This window comes from Paraburkholderia sp. BCC1885 (genome assembly GCF_900996235.1).
Classification (GTDB): Bacteria; Pseudomonadota; Gammaproteobacteria; order Burkholderiales; family Burkholderiaceae; genus Paraburkholderia.
In genome coordinates, this window is the sequence record NZ_CAAJGM010000208.1 from 355,461 (window position 1) to 375,403 (window position 19,943).

Here is a 19,943-nt window from a genome sequence, read left to right on the forward strand (position 1 = left end):
CCACCCTCCCCAGGAGATTCGCAAATGAAGTTCACCCATCTGGCCGTAATCGGCGCAGCGCTGCTGGCGATGGCCGGGAGTGCCTTTGCTCAAGCGTTCAACACTGCAACCGCGGTTTTTCCGGTCACCCAGCGCACGTACGAGGCGACCATCGTCGGGCTCGTGCCAGCGGCCTCGGCCACTGATCTGCTGACCCTCACTGGCGTTGCTGGTCACATCGTTCGCGTCACTCGCGCGGAATGCACGGGTACAGCAACTGCTGTAGGTGCGGCCAACCTCATCGCGCTGGTTCGCAGCACGGCGAATACGGGTGGTACGTCGACTACCCCTGCGGCTATTCCTGCTGATCCGAGCGATTCGGCGGCTGGCGCAACAGTCAAGGCCTACACCGCCAATCCTACAGTCGGCACATCCGTCGGCCCGGTGCGCGCCGCAGTGCTGGTGCTGACTCCGACTGCCACGACCACGATCGCAGAAGACCCGGTCAACTGGACCTTCGGCAACAACGCCGGTACTCGCGCGGGGATTGTGCTGCGCAGCGCAAGCCAGGTGTTTTCGCTCAACGGCAACGGCGCCTCATTCCCTGCTGGCACCGCGCTCAACTGCTCGATCGAGTGGACCGAGCTGTAACCGCAACCGCTTCGCACTAAGCCCCGCTTCGGCGGGGTTTTTCATTTGAGGCTCTATGGCACTCGCCGCAATCAATCCGACAGGCCAGGCAGCGCTGACGGCTGGCACGGTTTCGTCCAACGTCGCCATTCCCGCGACGGGCACGCCTACGCAAGTGCTGGTGCAGAACCTCGGCAGCCGGGCTGCGTTCGTGTTGCTGGGCTCATCGAATGCTGTCGCGGCAACAGTTGCCGATGGCACGCCCATTCTGCCCTGCCCCAATCCCGGTGTCGTGCTGACGCTCAGCACCAACACATTCATCGCGGCCATCACTGCCGATGGTTCGACGCCTCTGCGCGTCACCGCAGGAACCTGATTCGCTATGGCAATCCGCTTTTATTCCGTCGAGCAGCTTGGGCCCAAGCAATCTCTGACGCCTGAAGGATATCTGCTCTGTCTTGACGTGCCAGCTTCTCGCACAGGCCAGATGATCTACGGGCCGGATGAAACCCCGGTCAAGGCGGATGGCGAAGAGTTCGTACGCATCAATCGCACTGACGAGGAAGTGTTTCGGCCTGATGCGATGGCGAGCCTGAATGGCAAGTCTGTCACCAACGACCATCCGGACGAAGACGTTAGCCCAGCCAACTGGAAGGAGCTCGAAAAGGGTGTTGTGATGAATCCGCGCCGCGGCAAGGGCTCGGAGGACGACCTTCTTTTCGTGGATCTTCTGATCAAAGACCCGGACACGATCCAGGCCGTGCGCGATGGCAAGCGGGAAGTCTCCGCAGGCTACGACGCTGAGTATTTTCAAACCGGCCCCGGTCAGGGCGAACAACGGAACATCCTGTTTAACCATGTCGCGTTGGTCGAGAAAGGTCGCTGTGGCCCGCGATGCGCTATTGGCGACCACGCATCAATCCCCCAACCTGTGGAGAAACACCAAATGGCTACGCCCAGCAAATGGCTGAAAAAGATCCTCGACCGAGCGCACGATGCGAAGGATGAGGAAGAAATGAAGAAGATCGCCGACGAGGCGGCCGAGGAAGAATCCAAGGCCAAAAAAGAGGCTGAAGACAAGGCGCGCGACGAGGCTGAGAAGGAAGCCGAAGAAAAGGCCAAGGACAAGGCGCGCGATGCCGAAGAGCATGGCAAACGCCTGACGTCGCTCGAGGAAGGCCACAAGGAAATTCTCGGCAAGCTCGATGAGCTCAGCGCCAAGGTTGGTGACAAGGCTCGCGACGAGGAAGAGGAAGAGCGCAAGAAGAAGGAAGAGGAAGAAAAGGAGGCCAAGGATGCCGAAGCCGTCGAAGGCGAACTCGCCGAAGAAGCACCCGCCGGCACTGCCGATCGTGCACGCAAGGCTCGCGACAGTTCGTTCCTCGAAGAATCGTTCCAGGACACGGTTGCCCTCGCAGAAATTATCGCGCCAGGCATCGCCATTCCGACCTTCGACCGCGCTGCCGCTCCGATCAAGTCGCTCGACCAGATGTGCGGCTTCCGTCGCAAGGCGCTTGACCTTGCCTACGTGCAGGCCGAGACGCGCAACATGATCGACGAAGTGCTGGCCGGCAAGGAATTCGACCTGAAGGCCATGAAGTGTGACCGCGTGCGCGACCTCTTCCGCGCCGTCGGCGCCATGAAGCGCAAAGCCAACAATACTCCGGTGCCGCGAGGGTGGGCACGTGATACCGGCGAAAAGGTAGTACCGAAAACGCTTGCGGACATCAACAAGATGAACCGCGAGCGTTTCGCCGCCAAGTAATTCCACCCTCCCTTCGCGTATTAATTGCCCGCTTCGGTGGGCATTTTCATTTGGAGATGTACATCATGTTTCTGAAAAAAATGCTTCGAGCCATTCTGGCAACCTTCGAGCCGAAGCGCCCCGGCATTTACATGGGCCACGCTCGTACCTGCGATATCTCGTTCGGATACCGCATGGGCGCGGGCTTCCCCGGCGATGTGAACCGCACTCACCCGGTCAATATCGAGCCGTGTCTGGTTGATCCCAGCGCACCGCCGACGCTTTACGGCCAGGCTGTGGTGATCGATGCAACGAGTCAGGGCGTTCGCCCGCTTGTTGCTGGCGACTCGTCACTGACCGCAATCTACGGTATCACCGTTCGTCCCTTCCCGATTCAGGGCCAGTCGAGCACGAACTACGGCGCCAGCAACATCGGCGCGGCGACGCCGCCGACCAGCCAGCCAATGGATGTGGTCCGCAGCGGCTACATCATGTCGACCCTTTCGGGTTCGACAGCCGCAGTCAAGGGCGGCACGGTCTACGTCTGGGTGGCTGCATCGAGCGGTTCGCACATTCAGGGCAACTTCGAGGCCGCGGCGACGGGCGGCAGCACGATCGCACTCGATGCAAAGACGAGTTTCAACGGCCCCGCAGACGCAAGCGGTGTAGTTGAGGTCGCATTCAACATCTAAACCATCGCCACACCTTCTGCGGAGCAACAACAATGAGCAATCTGATTATCCCGCGTCGCACGGCGATGCGTTCGGCCGTCGATGAGCAATTCGGCGCACGGTTTGCGGGGCGCATGAAAACCCGCGACAGCATGACCTTCGACCAGGCCCGTTCGATGGGTGGCCGTGACAGCGGTGGCGGTCAATCGCTCGGTGGCGCGTATCGCACCCACGATGGCCTGCAGGACATCGCCGGCGGCCGTTACCGCACGGTTGACTCGACGGGCGCCTTCCTCGTTGGCGAACTCGAACGCCTGGACATGACGCTACATGAGCCTCTCGTGTCGGTTACGTGGGGTCGCGACATCGACCTACGCGAAGACGTCACGCTGGCCGACGAAGTGTCGAGCTACACCGTATCGACCTATGCGTCGGCTGGCGGCCTGGGTGCCGGCAACAGCATCGGTAACGGCAAAGCCTGGATGGGCAAGAAGACCAATCAGGTCTCCGGTGTGGGTGTGGATATCGGCAAGATCGTCCAGCCGTTGACGCCGTGGGCGCTGGAGCTGGCCTACACCATTCTGGAACTGGAATCGGCAGCCAAGACCGGCCGCCCGATCGACGTCCAGAAGTACAACGCGCTGAAGTTGAAGCACCAGATGGACATCGACGAAATGGTGTACATCGGCGATACGAGCCTGGGCATGTATGGCCTGTGGAATTCGAATAACCGTACTGGCGTGGATCAGGTCACGAACGTGTCGAACGTGGTCGCAGGCGCATCCGGCCAGACTCAATGGACCGGCAAGACGGCTGACGAAATCCTGAGCGACTTCAACTCGCTGATCGTTTCCGTATGGGCGGCTTCGGGTTACGCATTGATGCCCGGAAAGATCGCTTTGCCGCCGGCCCAGTTCGGCTACATCTCGACCGAGAAAGTGTCGCAGGCCGGCAACGTCTCGATCCTGAAGTACGTCAAGGAAAACAACGTCATGACCGCAGAAACGGGCGGCCAACTCGAAATCGTGCCGAGCAAGTGGCTGGTCGGCGCAGGCGTTGGCGGCACCGTCGGCACGTTGGGAACCGTAGATCGGATGGTTGCGTACACACAGGAGAAGGATCGCGTGCGCTACCCGATGACGATGTTGAACAGCACGCCGATTCAATACGATTCTGTCTATCACAAATCGACATATTACGGCCGTCTTGGCGTGCTGGAAATCGTGTACCCGGAAACTATCGGTTACCGGGATCAGATCTGAGCGTTGCCGACTCCGGGATGGAATCTCATTCCGGAGCACAAGGAACTGCAATGAACCAACCTATGAAAGGCCCGATGGACGTTGCTGTGCCGGGCGAGCTGCTCGTCACAGCAATTGTTCCGCGCACCTTCATCCTGACGCTCGCCAACAGTGTGCCGATCAGGGTTCCAGGTGGCATTCACGAAATGCCCGAAGCGATCGCCAACCATTCCTATTCGAAAGCCAATGGCGTGAGCATTTACGTGCCTGCCAAGGCTGCAGAGCCGGTTGCCGCCGAATCGGAGCCGACCGAAGTCAGGCGCGGTCCCGGTCGACCACCAAAAGCCCAGTCGTAGGAGTCGCCATGCCGCTTGAACAAGGTAAGTCAGAAGCCGCGCATAGCGCCAACGTGAAGACGGAAATCGAAGCTGGAAAATCGCCCGCGCAGGCGAATGCGATCGCCTATTCTGTCGCCGGCGAAGGTCGTGATTGTCTGCCGGGAAATCTGCCCGTGCAATCGACCGTCACGCAGGCCGACATGATCGCCGACAACCGTAATTACTGGCAGCAGAAGAAGTGAGCAATCCTACCGTCGCCATCACCGCGCCGTCGGCGGGAAGTTTTCAGCTGGCTGGCTCGCCGGTTACGCTCGCTGCGTCTGCGGCGGCAACATCTCCGGCAACCATCGCCAGTGTGGCTTTCTATGCGAATGGCGCCCTGCTCTCGACGGTCAACGCCGCACCATTCCAGTATGCGTGGTCGCAACCGATCGGCGGTGAGTACAGCATCACCGCAGTAGCGACGGACAGTAACGGGCTGCAGACGACGTCCAACGCCATCACTTTCACGCTGATCCAGTTGCGCACAGATTTTCCGGAGTTTTCGAGCAGCACGAGTTATCCGGATGCGGTCGTGAATTTCTGGCTGGGCGTGGCCGGCAACATGCTGATCGCCAACCGGTGGGGAAACATGCTCAGCGTCGGTATTGAGCTGTATGCCGCGCATAACCTGGTGCTCGAAGCGCAGGCGGCTATGACGACGGCTGTCGGTGGCATCCCTGGCGTATCGAAAGGCCCCGTCAATGGCGAGAGCATCGATAAAGGCAGTGTCTCGTATGACTCGGTTACTGCCTCTGAAGGTGGCGCGGGCAACTGGAATTTGACCACCTATGGATCGCGCTTCATTCGCATGGCAAAGATGTTCGGTGCCGGTGGATTGCAGATCGGCATCGGCTTTAATCCCAATCCGTTGAGCGGTGGCGCATGGCCAGGTCCTGACTGTGATCCTGGGTTTGCGAACTTCGGTAACTGACCATGAAATCCGGTGCGAAGATGACGAAGGATTCCATGGCGTCGCTGCGTAAATCTATCGAAGACCTGTCGAAACAGCGCGTGCTGGTGGGGATTCCGAGTGAGGAAGCGGCGCGCGTGAACGACGATGGCTCAGTCTCGCCGATCAACAATGCGAGACTTGGATACATCGTCGAGCGAGGTTCTCCAGCGAGCAATATCCCGGAGCGTCCTTTTCTGGTTCCAGGTGTTCAGGAATCACTCCCGCAAGCTAATCCGCGCATCGGGAAGGCTGGGGCAAAGATGCTCGCAGGCGACCCTGCTGGCGCTGAGAAGGAGCTCCACGCTGCCGGCCTGATCGCCCAAGCCTCTGTGAAACGCAAGATGAATGTCGGCCCGTTCGCAAAATTGGCCGATAGCACCCTCGCAGCGCGCCGGCGCCGCGGCGTTACGCGTATCACGCCGACGGTCGATACGGCGAATCTGCAGGCGCATATCACCTACGTTGTCAGGAAGAAATAGCCATGCCGATGATAGACATCAGCACTGCGCTGACCAGCCTGATGTTCGTGGATGTGTTTCAGGTGACGCGCCGCACCGAGACGGTTGATGAATACGGCGAGTCAGTCGTTACCACTCAGGTTTTCTTTCCCGTCTATGGATCGGTTCAGGCGGCCAGCAATAACGACCTGAAGCGCCTGCCAGACGAGCAGCACCAGGGCAAGAATATCAGCATCGTCACGAAGTTTCCGCTGCAGGGTGTGGCACGCGGCATGCAGCCTGACCTCATCCAGTGGCCGATGAATAACGGTGGATCGAACGCCGACAATTTCGTCGTCGCCTATCTCGACGATTATTCGCAGTTCGCCGCCGGGTTTATCCAGGCGATTGCGCATTCTATCGATATGGTCGACTACACACCTACACCGAACTGATCATGGCAAACGACTCGAGCACGGGCGGATATCTAACGCCCGCGACCAGTCCTGCGCCGCTCGAAGGGCAAGCATTAAACCGGTTTCTGCAACAGGTATGGGTCGGCATCGCAGGACTGGACGGAACGCTGATCCGGCCGCGCTGGCAGGCTGAGCCCCCCGCTATCCCGCCGTTCGGCACCGACTGGATGGCTTTTGGGATTACGAGACGCAAGGGCGACACGTTCACGTCAACGATTCACGATCCGACTGGCAACGGCAATGATTCGGTCTACCGGCAGGAAATGCTGGACATCCTGTGTACGTTCTACGGGCCTGATGCGGACAACTATGCCTCGTTGCTTCGCGAAGGTCTGTTCGTCGCCCAGAACCGCGAAGTCCTGCAACTGAACAATTTTGGCCTCGTCGAGGTTGGCGAGGCCATCGCAGTCCCTGAGATCATCAAGGATCGCTGGACGTACCGGGTCGACATGAGAGTCACCTTGCGCCGCTCGATTCTGCGCACATATCCGGTCCTGAACATTCTTTCCGCAGAAGGCACGGTCGATACCGATCCATACACCATTCCCTTCACCGTTTCCGAATAACCCCTAGCATCACCTTCTGAGCCCGCCGCGCGCGGGCTTTTTCATTTCTGGGACCATCCATGACGACGGCTCAACTTCCTATTTCGCGCCTGATCCAGGGGACCGTGAACCTGTCGCCAAACGCGGCCCAGGCACAGAACCTGAATACCGAACTGATCCTCGGCTCCTCGCCGGTGATCGATGTGAATTCGCGGATGCGCATTTACACCGGGATCACTGGTGTCGCCGCTGATTTCGGCACGACCGCCCCTGAATATCTGGCCGCGGTCGACTGGTTTGGGCAACTGCCCTCGCCTGCCAATGTCCTGATCGGCCGGTGGGCGCAGACCGCGACTGCTGCGGAGCTGTTCGGCGCATCCTTGTCGGTCGCGCAACAATTGATATCCGCATGGACGGCCATTACGGCTCCGGCCTTCTCGATCACGATCAACGGCACGCCGTACACCATCTCGCCGGCAAGTTTCGCAACGCAGACGAATCTGAACGGGATTGCGGCGCTGATCCAGACCGCTCTGGCTGCCGCCGTGGCCGGCTCGACCTGCGTGTGGAATTCGAGTTTTGCCCAGTTCCAGATCACTGACGGCACGACCGGTGCAACGTCGACGCTCAGTTTTGCCAGCGCGCCGACGGCATTCGGCTCGGTAACGTATTCGGTCAACCCGTCTGCGGCTGCCACGGTCACGATCGGCGGCACTGCGGTCACGTACGTCTCGGCGCTGACCACTGGTAACCAGATCCTGCTCGGAGCCACGCTGGCTGCAACGCTCGCCAACGCGGTGACGTTCCTGAACCAGTCGACCGACACGAATCTGTCGAAGGCTGTCTATTCGGTTAATCAGGCCGGCACTGCGCTCCAGATCGTCTACAAGACCGCCGGAACGGGCGGCAATGCATTCACGCTGGCGGGTTCGGTTGGAACCGTCTCTGGCGCCACACTGAGCGGCGGAAGCGGTATGGATATCTCCTCGATGCTAGGCATGACCGCTGCCTCCTCGGGTGCATTCGTCGCGCAAGGTGTTGCAGCAGAATCGGCTGTCGCAGCGGCCACCCTGTTTGACAACCAGTTCGGCCAACAATGGTACGGCCTGACGGTCCCGCAAGCCGCTGATTCGGATCACCTTGCACTCGCAGCATTCATTGAGGCAACGACCAACAAGCACTTCTACGGCGTGACCACGCAAGAGGCTGGTGTCCTGACGACGCAGAGCACGACCGATATCGCTTCGCAGTTGCAAGCGCTTGGCTACAACAAGACCTGTACGCAATTCTCGAGCAATAGCGCCTATGCAGTGAACTCGCTGCTCGGCCGCCAGTTGACGGTGGACTACACGGGCAACAATACGGTCATCACCCTGTTCTACAAGCAGGAGCCGGGTGTGCAGGCGGAAACGCTCAATGCCACGCAGATCGGCGCGCTCGAAGCCAAGAACTGCAATGTCTATGTCGCCTACAACAACGGCACGACGATCATCGAGCCGGCCAAGGTCGCGTCGGGCCAGTTCATTGACACTATCGTTGGTTGCGATGCGTTCGTGATCGACGTTCAGACGGCCGTGTTCAATTTGCTCTATACGAGCACAACGAAGATTCCGCAAACCGATCCGGGCATGCACATCATCGCGACGGCCATCGAGACAGTCTGCCAGCAGTACGTCAACAACGGCCTGTTGGCTCCGGGTACCTGGAATAGTGGCGGTTTCGGCACGCTGAACCAGGGTGATTTCCTTCCCAAGGGCTTCTACGTCTATCAGCCGCCGGTTGCATCGCAGAGTCAGGCGGACCGCGCGGCGCGCAAGTCGGTTCCCTTCCAGATCGCAGCAAAGTTGGCCGGCGCAGTTCACACAGCCGACTTCGCAATAAATGTAAATCCCTGAGCCCTAATCGAGAGCAAACATGACGACTTATAGTTTTCAGGACTATGCCATGACCATTACTGGTCCTGGCGGGTCAATCACGCTCGGCGATGGCTCGGGCGCAGCTAAGGAAGGCGCGACATTCGAATTCGTCGAGAACAAGAACACGATGGTGATTGGCGCCGACGGTTCGGGCATGAATAGCCTGAACGCAAGCAAGGCCGGCAAGATCACCGTGCGCCTGCTGAAGACGTCGCCGACGAACGGTCTACTGAGCGCCATGTACGCATTCCAGAGCACCAGCTCAGCGAACTGGGGGCAAAACGTAATAGCGGCTTCGGATATCGTCCGCGGTGAGCAGTACTCCTGCCAGCAGGTTTCGTTCTCGAAGTTCCCGAACAACACCTACGCGATGGATGGCAATATCCTTGAGTGGAATTTCGATACGGTCGCGATGGATGCCGCACTGGCAACGGGGATTTAAGTGATGCTTGATACCGTTGAAGTGAATGGCCAGTCGTACCGGATTGGCAAGATGCCGGCACGCGAACAGTTCCACGTAGTGCGCCGGCTCGGCCCCGCGATCATGGGTTTCCTCGCGTCTGGCGTGAAGGGTGGAAGCGTCGCTGGTGCGATTGGTCCGATCATCGACCATCTCTCAAAGATGAGCGATGAAGATTCGGACTATGTGCTGGATCACTGCCTGAGCGTCGTGCATCGTGCCCAAGGGAATGACTGGGTAAAGGTGCGCGCTCCGAATGGCGCGTTGATGTTCAACGACATCGAACTGCCCCAGTTGATCAACCTTACGCGCGCCGTCCTCACCGAGAATCTCCGCGGGTTTTTTCCCGCAGCCGCGCCCGAGTCGAAATAGACGAGTCGGGACCGGGGATAGAACTGGTTTCGATGCCCGACGAGGAAGATTGGCTGTGGCGGCCAGCATCCGAAGGATTGTGCAAGTACGAGTCTGTGATTGATGGAACGCTGGACCTCGGAGACCTGGCGACCATGAACGACATTCTCAGTGTGCGCTTTGAAAACCAACGAAGACTGCAAGAGGCCGCTGAGCGGAGTCGACAATGAATGAAGACGTACTCAGGGAGTTCCTCGTATCGCTTGGATTTGTGGTCGAAGAATCAAGCTTCAAGAAATTCAATCTGGCTGTCGAAAGTGTCACCAAAGGCGTGATGCAGGCTGGCCTGGCCGTGGCCGCGACTGCCGCGGGTATTGTTGCTGGTGTGAAGGTCATCTCCAGCCAGATGGAGAATCTTTACTACGCATCGCAGCGAACGGGCGCGACCGTCGGTAACCTGATGGCGCTGCGCTACGCCGCCGGCCAGATCGGCTTGACGGCTGACCAGGCGCAATCGTCGCTCGAAGGCTTCACGCGCACGCTGCGGCTGAATCCAGGCACGGACAATCTCCTGTCTTCGCTGGGCGTTACCGGCAAAGATCCGACCGAGAAATTCGATAGCTTCATCGATAAGATGAAGGGCATGCAGCCGTATGTGGCTGCCGCCTATGCGGGTCTGTTCGGCATTGATCCGGACACGCTGCTGATGCTGGAAAATGGCCTTCCCAAACTGGAAGCCGAGCAGAAGAAATATACCGAGAGTCTGAAAGCCTGGGGTATAGATCCAGCCCAGGCCGCTGCATCCGGCGTCGATTTCAATAACGCCATCCGTCGCGTAACGAGCGATTTTGACAAGTTGTGGATTGTCATTGAGTCCAAGCTTGTGCCCGTCCTGACGCCGCTGATTGATCGGTTCGAAAAGTGGGGCGAAACCCATGCGGGAGACGTTGCCAGCGCAATCGCCGACGCCGTTCAGAGGCTGGCGAACTGGCTCAATAATATCGACTGGGACAAGACGACTTCGGAGATAGATAAGGTCGTTGATGCGCTGGGTGGCGTAAAGGGAATCCTGCTTGGACTGGTGGGCATCAAGCTTGCTGGCGTCGCCCTGGAAATAGCCGGACTTGCTGGAGCGCTGGGTAAGCTGGGTGAAGCCGGATCAGCCGTAGGCGGTGCGGGTCTCGTAGGATTGCTTGGTCGATTGAGCGGATATGGCCTACTCGGATACGGCGCATACGAAGCCATCAAGACGATGGCCGACAATACGCCTGGCGGCCACTTCGTTCCGCGCAATGGCGGCGCTCGCCCGACTGGCGGTGTCGGCGGAAGCGACTGGAGCGCCACGTGGGAAAACATCAAAAAGGCGTTCAACTACGGTGGAACTGGGCATTTCGTTAGTCGTGCCGATACGAATGCACATGGGTCTACGTCTGGCACTACCTACGATGCATTGCCGTCTCCTTCTGTGCCCGCATCGCCTTCACGGGCGGCCACTTCATCTGGATCGAATTCAGTCGACTCTGCTGCGCTTTTCTCCTCGCTGGAAGACAAGTTCGGGTTGCCTAAGGGACTTCTGGATAGCGACTGGTATGCGGAGTCGTCGCGCGGTAGGAACATGCGGTCACCCAAGGGTGCCAAAGGCCACTTCGGCTTCATGGACGACACGGCCAAAGAATATGGCCTAGCCGATCCAAATGACCTTCAGCAATCGGCGCAGGCCGCAGCCCACAAGTTTTCTGACCTTATGAATCACTATGCTGGCGATCTTACGAAAGCCATTGCAGGGTATAACTGGGGCGAAGGAAACCTGGACAAGGATATCTCCAGATTCGGTGCCGATTGGGCGCAGCATCTGCCGCAGGAGACGTTCGATTACGTCAACCGCGTAACGAATGGCATGGGCGGCGCACGCCTCGGTGTGAATGGCACGAACAGTAACCGCTCTGTCGCCGTGACGCAGACGAACACCTTCCATATTGCCGGCACCTCAGACCCGCAAGGAACTGCGCGCGCCGTGGCTGGTGAGCAATACCGGATCTATGGCGATCTTGTGCGTAACTTCGCTGGAGCGGTGCGATGAGCATTCTGGGAAACGTGGCGGCGGCCGGGCAACTCTCGCTCCAGTTGCTGACCATCAAGCCCAAGCGCGGCTTTTACGCTTCTACCGATGGCGCGATCATCGCCCAGGCAACCGTCGAGGAGATGCATAGCGACGAAACCGAGATCACCGAGCATCCAGTCGAGCAGGGTTCGACGATTTCGGATCACGCTTTCTCGCGTCCGTCAGAGGTAATCGTCACGTGCGGGTGGTCGAATAGCCCTAGCGGGAATAGCCCAATCAACGCGCTGATCGGGGCTGCTGCGAACGCAAGTCCGGTGGCTCAGGCAATCATCGGCGCCGTGCAATTCGCGGGCGGCATCATCAACCTGCTCAACGGTGGCCAGGACACGATCACGACCGCCTACAACAGCCTGCTTTCGGCGCAGCAGAACCGCATCCTGTTCGACGTCTACACGGGCAAACGTGTTTATCAGAACATGCTCATCAAGAGCGTGGTCCAGACGACCGACCAGCACACGGAAAACTCGTCGCTGATCCGCGTGTCGTTCCGACAAATCCTGATGGCCGTGACGCAAACGGTGACCGTGCCAGATTCGTCGGTAATGGCCAATCCGGAGCAAAATGGCTCGACGGTGAACATGGGAACGCAATCCCTGCTTCCATCGCCCACCTATAACGTGAACGCAGCGCCATGAGTACGCCCTACGAGATTCCGCTATCGCCGCAGCCGCAGATGTTCGGCATCGCGATAGCGGGCACGACTTACACGTTGACGGTCACATGGAATTGGGTGAACGCGTCGTGGATCATCAACATTGCGGACTCAAGCGGGAATCCGATCCTGTCGGGCATTCCGATGGTGACCGGTGCCAACCTGCTTGAACAGTTCGGCTATCTCAACTTTGGCTTTCAGTTGATCGCACAAACTGATAATGCGCCAGATGTAGTGCCGACGTTTGCCGATCTCGGCTCAACCGGGCATCTATACGCTATCGTCGACTGACGGCCATTCGATCACGTTTTGCTGATGGTGCTCGATGCGATCCGTGCCATCGGCGCGCTTAAGCCCGGTCGCGTCAAAGTTCGGGCACCAGTCGCAGCCAGCCTCGACGGCCATGGCCTGTAACTGGTCCTGCGCACTGGCTGGATGCAGTCGGCTGATTTTCCATGTCGGCCAGCGTGACGCGATCAGGTTGCACGGCACGAAGTAATCAAATCCGTCCTCGCTATTCCGCACAACGCGAATACAGTGCGCGCGCGGATCGTGGCAGGACAACGACTGGACATAGCACTTTAGCGATTCGTAGAGCCGCCCAAGGTCGACAAGCGGCAGTCCTCGCGCGTAGAAGCGCGCCGCGGTCATAGTGTTGGCGTAATTCGCGACGGCAAGTGCACGGGATATCTGCTCTGGCGTCCGGCCGAATGCCGCGAAGTGGTGAAGGAGCCCATTTGTTTCGGCCTCCCAATACCGGTCTGCGCCTTTGCTGATCGCTACGACGGACGGGTAAGCGGTTGCCTTGCTCTTCGGAAACATAACGCCCAGCACGTGTTCGCGCGATACCTGCGCAATCTCGAAGCTGACAGTGGCGACATCGGTTTTCACGGAAAGATATGGCAAACCAATTCGGCAGACAGGCCAGTCTGATCGTGAGCACTGGAACGCAGGGCCTTGATCTCTCGCAACTCAGATTCAAATTCCAGACCCGGAACGCAGACACGCAAGCTCCGAATACGCTGTATGTCCGCATCTACAACCTGGCGCCGACCACGGTCCAGACGATCCAGAAGGAATTCACGACCGTAACATTACAGGCAGGTTACGAATCGGGTAATTACGGCATTATATTCCAAGGCACGATCAAGCAGATCGCGACGGGGCGTGAACGTAATGTGGATTCGTACCTGGATATCTGGGCTGCCGACGGGGACGAGTTTTATAACTTCGCGGTTATCAGTCTATCGCTCGCCGCGGGCCAGACGCCCGAACAGGTCATCAACGCGATCCAGTCGGCTCCCTCGGTCAATGGTGTGGCGCCGGTTCAGTATGCCAGCGATGCACAAGGCCTGGTTGCCGGTGCGGGTGCGGGACAGGCACAAGCCTTGTCGAGGGGGAAAGTCCTCTTCGGGATGACGAGGGACTACGCACGGGATTGGGCTGACAAGTACGGGTATCGCTGGTCACTGCAAAACGGTCAGTTCGTTGTGGTGCCGATTACGGGATATCGCCCCGGCGAAGCGGTTGTGCTTTCATCGACCACCGGCTTGATCGGAATTCCTGAAATCACGAATGAAGGCGTCACGGCGCGGGCGCTGCTCAACCCACTGATTCGCATCGGGTGTCTGGTGCAGATTGCCCAGTCGGATATCAACCAGATAACGCAACAGCAGCAGGGTTTGCAGTATTCGCCTGCGGTCGCAAACGCGACAACTGCGGCCGGATTTTATCGGGTGATGCTAGCCACCTTCAGCGGCGATACCCGGGCGAATGACTGGTACGTAGACATCGTTTGCCTCGCCGTCGATACGACTGCGCCAAACCAGAATGACTCGGTTTCGGTGGCCGGCTAGCGTTCGATCATCTGGGGATTTGTGACCCCTGCAAATGGACGTCCATCTTTCATGGTTCCCCAGACGACGGGAAGATAGCCGCCCTCCATCTTGACATTCATGGGCGTCCCCGCCGGAACGAACTGACATCGGTAGTCGGAAGGATTGGGCTCTTCGCCAACGTCATATCCATTGACGAGTGCTGCGCGTCTGCGGAGATCGGCCGGCAATGAAAGTCGCGCGTGTCGCGCCATATTGATCTGGCCGAAAAGCCAGTTTGCCTCATCCATCGAAGGGCAGACGATCGCGCCGTCAACCAGATCGATGCCTTTGGCTATCGATTGAATTGGCACTTTCGGCGCGAGAGATACATGCCCTACTGGTGTCGGAGCGGCGGCAATAGTCATCTCGGGCTGATCAATCTGGCTTATCGCTGGTTGAGGCTTTACGTCTGCATCGCTCGCGCCCTGATTCGACAGCCCTGACAACTGGCTTGCCAATGGCAATTGGGCTTCCCACGGCTGCTGCGTTGCGCATGCCGACAGGGCGAGCATTGAAACAAGAATCATTTTTTTCATAATGGTCTCCAATGCTCCAGATAGAGCGTGTAAATGATAGTCAGGAGGCGCTTCAAACTGCTCTTGACGGCCGGCAGGCGCAAATCTGGACCACGATGCCAGGCTTCATCGAGGCCGTCAATGGTAACGGAACGGTGAATGTCCAGCCGGCGATCATGTGCCAGGTGCGCGCGCCGAATGGTTCGATGGTATGGACTGCCTTACCCCTGCTGCTTGACTGCCCGATTGTCTACCAGCGCGGCGGCGGCTGCACTTTCACGTTTCCAGTAGCGAAGAATGATGAATGCGTGGTGTCGTTCGCCTCGCGCTGCATAGACGCGTGGTGGTCTGCCGGCGGAATTCAGGTGCAATCCGAATTCCGCATGCACGACCTGTCCGACGGTTTCGCATTCGTCGGCCCGTTCTCTCAGGCGACGCTGATCGGCGGAATTAGCACATCAAGCGCGCAGCTTCGCAGCAACGACGGTTCGACCTTTATTGACCTGAACCCATCCACCCAGAAAGTGACGATTACCGCGCCAGGTGGATTCACGGTCAATGCACCGCAATCGAACTTCAGCGGAGCGGTGATTATTCAAGGCCTTCTGTCCTGGCTTGCCGGGATGACTGGCAGCGTTGCAAGTGGTGTGGCGTCGCTGATTACCGGCACCGTCCAGTTCGTCGGCTCGATCACATCGAACGGTCATGCGATCGACAGCACGCACCAGCATACAAACTCTGGCGGCACCGGATTGGGCGGGCCGCCCCAATGAGATAAGACATGCGCTATCGAATGCTCGACGCCAACGGCGACTACACGTGGGGGCAAGCAGGCCAAAATTTCCTCATAAATTCGCCCGCTGCCGTAGGTCAGGCAATCCTCACCAGACTCAAATTAATGCAGGGTGAGTGGTTCCTAGACCAGACGGCCGGCACGCCATACGACCAGATCCTCGGCGCCGGTACCGAATCAACGCGCGACCTAGCCGTGCAAACCGTGATTCTTCAAACGCAAGGCGTGAGTGAAATCGTTGAATACGCCAGTTATTTGAATCCGACGACCCGCGAGTTTATCTGGGCCGTAACGGTCGACACGATCTACGGCACCACAACTGTTACGAACGGCACCTGATGGCAACGACCTTTCCACTTCCGACGCTCGCATGCACGATCTCGTCGACCGGGATATCTGCGCCTACCTACTCGGACATACTTTCCAGCCTGACCGCGAGCTTTTTGAGCATCTACGGAAGTGATTCCTATGTTCAGCCTGATAGCCAGGATGGACAGATGCTTGCGCTGTGGGCTCAGACCATCAATGACGGCAACCAGGCCGACATCGCCACGTACAACGGCTACTCGCCGACCTATGCCCAAGGCGCCGCACTCTCGAGTCAGGTCAAGATCAACGGTATTCGCCGTGCCTCCTCGAGCAACAGTTCCGCCGTGGTCGACGTGGGCGGCCAGGTGGGCTCGATCATCACGAATGGCGTCGCGCGAGATACGAATCAGAACCTGTGGAACCTGCCGGCCACCGTTGAAATCCCCATTTCAGGGACGATTGCCGTCACTGCGGTAGCGCAGCAACCTGGCGCGATCACCGCAATCGCCGGGGCCATCTCAACGATCTACAACCCGCAACCCGGCTGGCAGTCGGTCTCCAATCCGTCGGCTGCGGCACCCGGCAATCCGGTTCAGACGGATGCCGCGCTTCGTCAGCAACAGGCTGTATCAACGTCACTGCCGGCGCAGACTCCATTGCAGGCGATTATCGCAAACGTCGCCAACACGCCCGGTATTGGGCGCTATGCAATCTACGAGAACGACACTGGCACGACCGATAGCAACGGCATTCCGGGGCACTCCATCGCAGTAGTGGCCGAGGGCGGCAACGTTGTCACGATTGCCCAGACCATCGAGGCAAAGAAGTCTCCTGGGACGGGGACATTCGGAACGACCTCGGAAACCGTCCGGGACCCCGCCGGCGTCCCCATCACGATCAATCTGTTCGAACTGTCCGAAGTCAGTATTTTCGTTCAGGCGACCATCGTTCCTCTAACCGGCTTTGTCTCGACGACCGGCACGCTGATTGTCAATGCGATTGCAGCCTACCTGTCTGGCTTCGCGATTGGTCAGGATTCCATGCTTGGCAAACTGTTCGGTCCTGCAAACCTCTCGGGGGATGCAGCGACGAACAGTTCCAGCCTCACGCAGGCTCAACTCGACGTGCTCAGCAACACGTACAACCTGCCCATTTCGAATCTGTATCAGGGTCGCTTTGACATGGTTGTGACCGGCGGCCCGTACACCTCTGGCACTAGCACGATCAATATCCAGAACGTCGCGAGCCTGGCGAATGGGCGCTCGATCATCGTGAATCAGGTAGACGGTTCGCAATTGACTGCGGTCATCACTGGTATCGCGGGGAATGCGGTCACGTTCACGCCGGCCATCGCGAGCGGTAAGACGATTGACGCCGGCGCACAGGTATATGCGAACGGCGACCTGACGATTGCATTCAACGAGGGTGCGGAGTGCGCGGCGGCTGATATCAATCTGGTGACGTGATGACGGTACAACTTTCCCAGTACACGTCGCTCATCACCAGTGAGCACAATGAAAAGCCACGTTTCATGGCGATGGTCTCGCTGCTCGGTCAATGGGCAGTCGATCGCCAGAACATGCTGGCATCAATTCCGGGTCTGTTCGATATCGATGATGCGGTCGGCCAGCAACTGGATTGGGTCGGCCAATGGGTCGGCGTCTCGCGCAACCTGTCCATCCCCCTGACGGGCGTCTATTTCAGTTTCGACACGTCCGGTCTTGGCTTCGATCAAGGAACATGGCTAGGGCCGTTCGACCCGACTACGGGCCTGGTATCGCTTCCGGATAACGCCTATCGGACCCTGCTGTACGCGGTCATCGCCGCAAACAACTGGGATGGAACTGTCCCCGGTGCGTACACCGCCTGGAACACGATCTTTGAGCCGTTGGGTTACAGCATCCTGATCGAAGACGGTCAGGACATGACCATGACGGTTGCGCTGATTGGACCAACTCCAGATGCGGTGACACTGGCGTTATTCACGGGCGGCTATCTCAACCTGAGACCGGCCGGCGTGGGCATCACCTTCTATTACACGCAGAGCGTTCCAGACGTCCCGATCTTCGGCTTCGATGCCGAAAATTCCTCGATATCAGGTTTCGACGTAGGCGCTTGGGCAGTTTCCGTCGCCTGACACCCTCTTCAGCTTTACACGATAGGCCGCCTCCGGGTGGCCTTTTGCATTTCTGGGCCACCGATGACCACTGAAAATGATTTCATCCCGTTCGCCGTAGGCGGCAGCGCGAACGTTATCTCGCAAGCGACCTACGCCGCAGATACCACGCTCACGCAAGGCGGCTTTACTGCCGGCATTGCGACCTCGGCGCAACTGAACAAGGTCTGGCGCCAGTCAAGCATTATGGCGGCCGTCATCGCTTCATTCATCGTGGCCGAGACCGGCCAGACGGCGATCGACGATGGCACGACTGCGACACTTCTGACGAACTTCACGAACGCCGTCAATGCGGCTTCCAAGAACAAGATCATCCTGACCGATACCGGCACGGCAAACGCCTACACCGCGGCGAATCCCGTTCCGCTTACCGCATTGCCGACGGCAACCGGCTTCACGCAGACGGTCAAGATTGCGCACCTGAACACGGGAACCTCGACCTACGCCCCCGACGGACTGGCGACGGCTCCGATTTATGGTCTCGGCGGCGCAGTGCTTCAGGGCGGCGAACTGCCTGCCAACGGCGTTGCGACGCTCGTCTCGTTCGTCGACCCGCTCCTCAACTCGGGCAATCTCTGCTGGGTGCTCTACGAATGCGTCGGCGGTGCTCAGCAGGTTCCCCCCGCCACTGCATCCCAGCATGCGGTGCAGTTGGGGCAGCTTGCTAGCGGACTGAATCTTGCGACGCCAGCGCAGTTCGATAACAGCACGAAGATGGCTAGCACCGCCTTTGTCTGGCAGAACCGGGCCGGCTTCAATGGGGTCTTGGGACCATCTTCCAACACGACGCTTACGACGGCCAATCTCGGTTCGTTCGTCGCCTGCCTCAATGCTGCATCACCATTCACGATAACGCTGCCCGTAACGACTAGTGCGTTCGCGTCCGTCTCAACTCGAATCGTAAATATTTCGTCGCAGACCATCACGATTCAAACGCAGAGTGGCGGCACGATCCAGGGGCCTTTCAATACGGTCGGCGGCACGTCGTTCACAATTCCGTCTAATAGCTGCGTCGACGTCCTGTGTAACAACGCGAACAATTTTATCGTGAGCGGCGACGGCCAGATTGGATCGTCGTTCCTGTTTGCGAATGGTACTGGCTTTCAGAAGTTCCCCGGTGGCTTGATCATACAGTTCAGCTCATTTACAGCATCCGCAACTCCCGGTGCTCCGGTGACGGTGACCTACCCGATCCCGTTCCCCGTCGCTACCACTGGCATCGCCACAACCGTTTCCAGTGCATCGACATCAATCGTCGCGTCCTGGTATGACACCCCTACGGTGAATGGATTTAACGGGCATGGCAGTCTCGCCACACTGACTTGCAACTACATCGCTGTGGGGCATTAAATGATCCGCTATTCGAAAACTACGCACAGTTTCTACCCGCATGACATCGAGTATCCGAATCTGCCAAATGATCTCATCGACGTTGAGGATGCGGAATACTTGAAGGCCCGGAATCGGCTGCAAGGCGACCCTGGCGAAACGTTTGAAGTATCAGATGACGGCATTGTCACGGTCATCCCGGCGCGCGCATTGACCGCCCAAGAAAAAGCATATGCCGCGGATGAATCGATTCTTATGCAGATCGCATCGATAGAGCGCGACAAGCAGCCCCGCGCCGTTCGGGATTTCATTCTGACTGGCGACAAAACGCGCCTTCAGTCGATCGACTCCGCTGTTGCCGCGCTTCGCGCAAAACTCGCATAAGGAA

The 19,943-nt window shown here is 58.6% G+C and carries 27 protein-coding genes; 25 read left to right on the forward strand and 2 right to left on the reverse strand.

Going from position 1 to position 19,943, the window contains the following annotated elements; translation table 11 throughout:
* The first annotated feature begins 24 nt into the window (after window positions 1-24).
* From FQ755_RS20080 to FQ755_RS20160, 18 genes are all read left to right on the forward strand, one after another.
* Window positions 25-630, forward strand: a complete 606-nt coding sequence (locus FQ755_RS20080; RefSeq protein WP_144156545.1) for a hypothetical protein — start codon at window positions 25-27, stop codon at window positions 628-630.
* Between the two features lie 55 nt (window positions 631-685).
* Window positions 686-985, forward strand: coding sequence for a hypothetical protein (locus FQ755_RS20085; RefSeq protein ID WP_144156546.1), 300 nt, complete (start codon window positions 686-688; stop codon window positions 983-985).
* A 6-nt stretch (window positions 986-991) separates the two neighbouring features.
* On the forward strand, window positions 992-2,374 hold the full coding sequence (locus FQ755_RS20090) for a DUF2213 domain-containing protein (RefSeq protein ID WP_144156547.1): 1,383 nt from the start codon (window positions 992-994) through the stop codon (window positions 2,372-2,374).
* Window positions 2,375-2,439: 65 nt separating this feature from the next.
* The gene (locus FQ755_RS20095) at window positions 2,440-3,045 is read left to right on the forward strand and encodes a hypothetical protein (RefSeq protein ID WP_144156548.1); all 606 of its coding nucleotides are present in this window, start codon (window positions 2,440-2,442) and stop codon (window positions 3,043-3,045) included.
* 32 nt (window positions 3,046-3,077) lie between these two features.
* The gene (locus tag FQ755_RS20100; protein WP_144156549.1) at window positions 3,078-4,286 is read left to right on the forward strand and encodes a DUF2184 domain-containing protein; all 1,209 of its coding nucleotides are present in this window, start codon (window positions 3,078-3,080) and stop codon (window positions 4,284-4,286) included.
* A 62-nt stretch (window positions 4,287-4,348) separates the two neighbouring features.
* Window positions 4,349-4,621 carry a hypothetical protein gene (locus FQ755_RS20105; protein ID WP_144156550.1) on the forward strand — a complete coding sequence of 91 codons (273 nt, stop codon included), beginning with the start codon at window positions 4,349-4,351 and terminating at the stop codon, window positions 4,619-4,621.
* Window positions 4,622-4,629: 8 nt separating this feature from the next.
* Window positions 4,630-4,845, forward strand: coding sequence for a hypothetical protein (locus tag FQ755_RS20110; protein WP_144156551.1), 216 nt, complete (start codon window positions 4,630-4,632; stop codon window positions 4,843-4,845).
* The gene (locus FQ755_RS37530) at window positions 4,842-5,576 is read left to right on the forward strand and encodes a DUF4054 domain-containing protein (protein ID WP_186308606.1); all 735 of its coding nucleotides are present in this window, start codon (window positions 4,842-4,844) and stop codon (window positions 5,574-5,576) included. Before FQ755_RS20110 ends, FQ755_RS37530 begins: the two co-directional genes overlap by 4 nt.
* Before the next feature lie 20 nt (window positions 5,577-5,596).
* Window positions 5,597-6,076, forward strand: coding sequence for a hypothetical protein (locus FQ755_RS20120; RefSeq protein ID WP_144156552.1), 480 nt, complete (start codon window positions 5,597-5,599; stop codon window positions 6,074-6,076).
* 2 nt (window positions 6,077-6,078) lie between these two features.
* Window positions 6,079-6,489 (forward strand): hypothetical protein, encoded by a 411-nt coding sequence (locus tag FQ755_RS20125; protein ID WP_144156553.1) that lies wholly within the window; start codon window positions 6,079-6,081, stop codon window positions 6,487-6,489.
* A 2-nt stretch (window positions 6,490-6,491) separates the two neighbouring features.
* Entirely contained in the window at window positions 6,492-7,076 is a 585-nt protein-coding gene (locus FQ755_RS20130) for an LIC_12616 family protein (RefSeq protein WP_144156554.1), read from the forward strand.
* Window positions 7,077-7,135: 59 nt separating this feature from the next.
* The gene (locus FQ755_RS20135) at window positions 7,136-8,950 is read left to right on the forward strand and encodes a DUF3383 domain-containing protein (RefSeq protein WP_144156555.1); all 1,815 of its coding nucleotides are present in this window, start codon (window positions 7,136-7,138) and stop codon (window positions 8,948-8,950) included.
* 19 nt (window positions 8,951-8,969) lie between these two features.
* Window positions 8,970-9,413, forward strand: a complete 444-nt coding sequence (locus tag FQ755_RS20140; RefSeq protein ID WP_144156556.1) for a phage protein — start codon at window positions 8,970-8,972, stop codon at window positions 9,411-9,413.
* Between the two features lie 3 nt (window positions 9,414-9,416).
* Window positions 9,417-9,803, forward strand: coding sequence for a phage tail assembly chaperone (locus FQ755_RS20145; RefSeq protein ID WP_144156557.1), 387 nt, complete (start codon window positions 9,417-9,419; stop codon window positions 9,801-9,803).
* A gap of 32 nt (window positions 9,804-9,835) precedes the next feature.
* Window positions 9,836-10,012 carry a DUF6889 family protein gene (locus tag FQ755_RS38750; RefSeq protein ID WP_409937530.1) on the forward strand — a complete coding sequence of 59 codons (177 nt, stop codon included), beginning with the start codon at window positions 9,836-9,838 and terminating at the stop codon, window positions 10,010-10,012.
* Window positions 10,009-11,862 carry a transglycosylase SLT domain-containing protein gene (locus tag FQ755_RS20150; protein ID WP_144156558.1) on the forward strand — a complete coding sequence of 618 codons (1,854 nt, stop codon included), beginning with the start codon at window positions 10,009-10,011 and terminating at the stop codon, window positions 11,860-11,862. The genes FQ755_RS38750 and FQ755_RS20150 overlap by 4 nt, the downstream gene beginning before the upstream one ends.
* Window positions 11,859-12,539, forward strand: a complete 681-nt coding sequence (locus FQ755_RS20155; RefSeq protein ID WP_144156559.1) for a phage baseplate protein — start codon at window positions 11,859-11,861, stop codon at window positions 12,537-12,539. Before FQ755_RS20150 ends, FQ755_RS20155 begins: the two co-directional genes overlap by 4 nt.
* The gene (locus FQ755_RS20160; protein ID WP_144156560.1) at window positions 12,536-12,847 is read left to right on the forward strand and encodes a phage baseplate plug protein; all 312 of its coding nucleotides are present in this window, start codon (window positions 12,536-12,538) and stop codon (window positions 12,845-12,847) included. Before FQ755_RS20155 ends, FQ755_RS20160 begins: the two co-directional genes overlap by 4 nt.
* On the opposite strand, the gene FQ755_RS20165 is transcribed toward FQ755_RS20160, so the two are convergent.
* Window positions 12,827-13,447: a hypothetical protein gene (locus FQ755_RS20165; RefSeq protein ID WP_144156561.1), complete on the reverse strand. Its 621-nt coding sequence runs from the start codon at window positions 13,445-13,447 to the stop codon at window positions 12,827-12,829. The two genes, FQ755_RS20160 and FQ755_RS20165, sit on opposite strands and share 21 nt — an antisense overlap.
* 8 nt (window positions 13,448-13,455) lie before the next feature.
* Between FQ755_RS20165 and FQ755_RS20170 the strand changes: the two genes are divergently transcribed.
* Window positions 13,456-14,412 carry a phage protein gene (locus FQ755_RS20170; RefSeq protein ID WP_144156562.1) on the forward strand — a complete coding sequence of 319 codons (957 nt, stop codon included), beginning with the start codon at window positions 13,456-13,458 and terminating at the stop codon, window positions 14,410-14,412.
* Here FQ755_RS20170 and FQ755_RS20175 read toward each other — a convergent pair.
* Window positions 14,409-14,969 (reverse strand): hypothetical protein, encoded by a 561-nt coding sequence (locus tag FQ755_RS20175; protein WP_144156563.1) that lies wholly within the window; start codon window positions 14,967-14,969, stop codon window positions 14,409-14,411. The two genes, FQ755_RS20170 and FQ755_RS20175, sit on opposite strands and share 4 nt — an antisense overlap.
* Before the next feature lie 11 nt (window positions 14,970-14,980).
* On the opposite strand from FQ755_RS20175, the gene FQ755_RS20180 reads away from it, so the two are divergent.
* The 6 genes from FQ755_RS20180 (at window position 14,981) to FQ755_RS20205 (ending at window position 19,939) form a co-directional block, all read left to right on the forward strand.
* Window positions 14,981-15,721 (forward strand): Gp138 family membrane-puncturing spike protein, encoded by a 741-nt coding sequence (locus tag FQ755_RS20180; RefSeq protein WP_144156564.1) that lies wholly within the window; start codon window positions 14,981-14,983, stop codon window positions 15,719-15,721.
* An 8-nt stretch (window positions 15,722-15,729) separates the two neighbouring features.
* A complete protein-coding gene (locus FQ755_RS20185; protein ID WP_144156565.1) occupies window positions 15,730-16,080 on the forward strand; it encodes a hypothetical protein in 351 nt (116 codons plus the stop codon).
* A 158-nt stretch (window positions 16,081-16,238) separates the two neighbouring features.
* Window positions 16,239-17,516, forward strand: coding sequence for a hypothetical protein (locus FQ755_RS20190; protein WP_144156566.1), 1,278 nt, complete (start codon window positions 16,239-16,241; stop codon window positions 17,514-17,516).
* Window positions 17,516-18,187, forward strand: coding sequence for a DUF2612 domain-containing protein (locus tag FQ755_RS20195; RefSeq protein ID WP_144156567.1), 672 nt, complete (start codon window positions 17,516-17,518; stop codon window positions 18,185-18,187). Before FQ755_RS20190 ends, FQ755_RS20195 begins: the two co-directional genes overlap by 1 nt.
* 63 nt (window positions 18,188-18,250) lie before the next feature.
* Window positions 18,251-19,576, forward strand: a complete 1,326-nt coding sequence (locus tag FQ755_RS38245; protein WP_260858724.1) for a gp53-like domain-containing protein — start codon at window positions 18,251-18,253, stop codon at window positions 19,574-19,576.
* The gene (locus tag FQ755_RS20205; RefSeq protein WP_144156568.1) at window positions 19,577-19,939 is read left to right on the forward strand and encodes a hypothetical protein; all 363 of its coding nucleotides are present in this window, start codon (window positions 19,577-19,579) and stop codon (window positions 19,937-19,939) included. It begins immediately after the preceding gene.
* Window positions 19,940-19,943 lie beyond the last annotated feature (4 nt).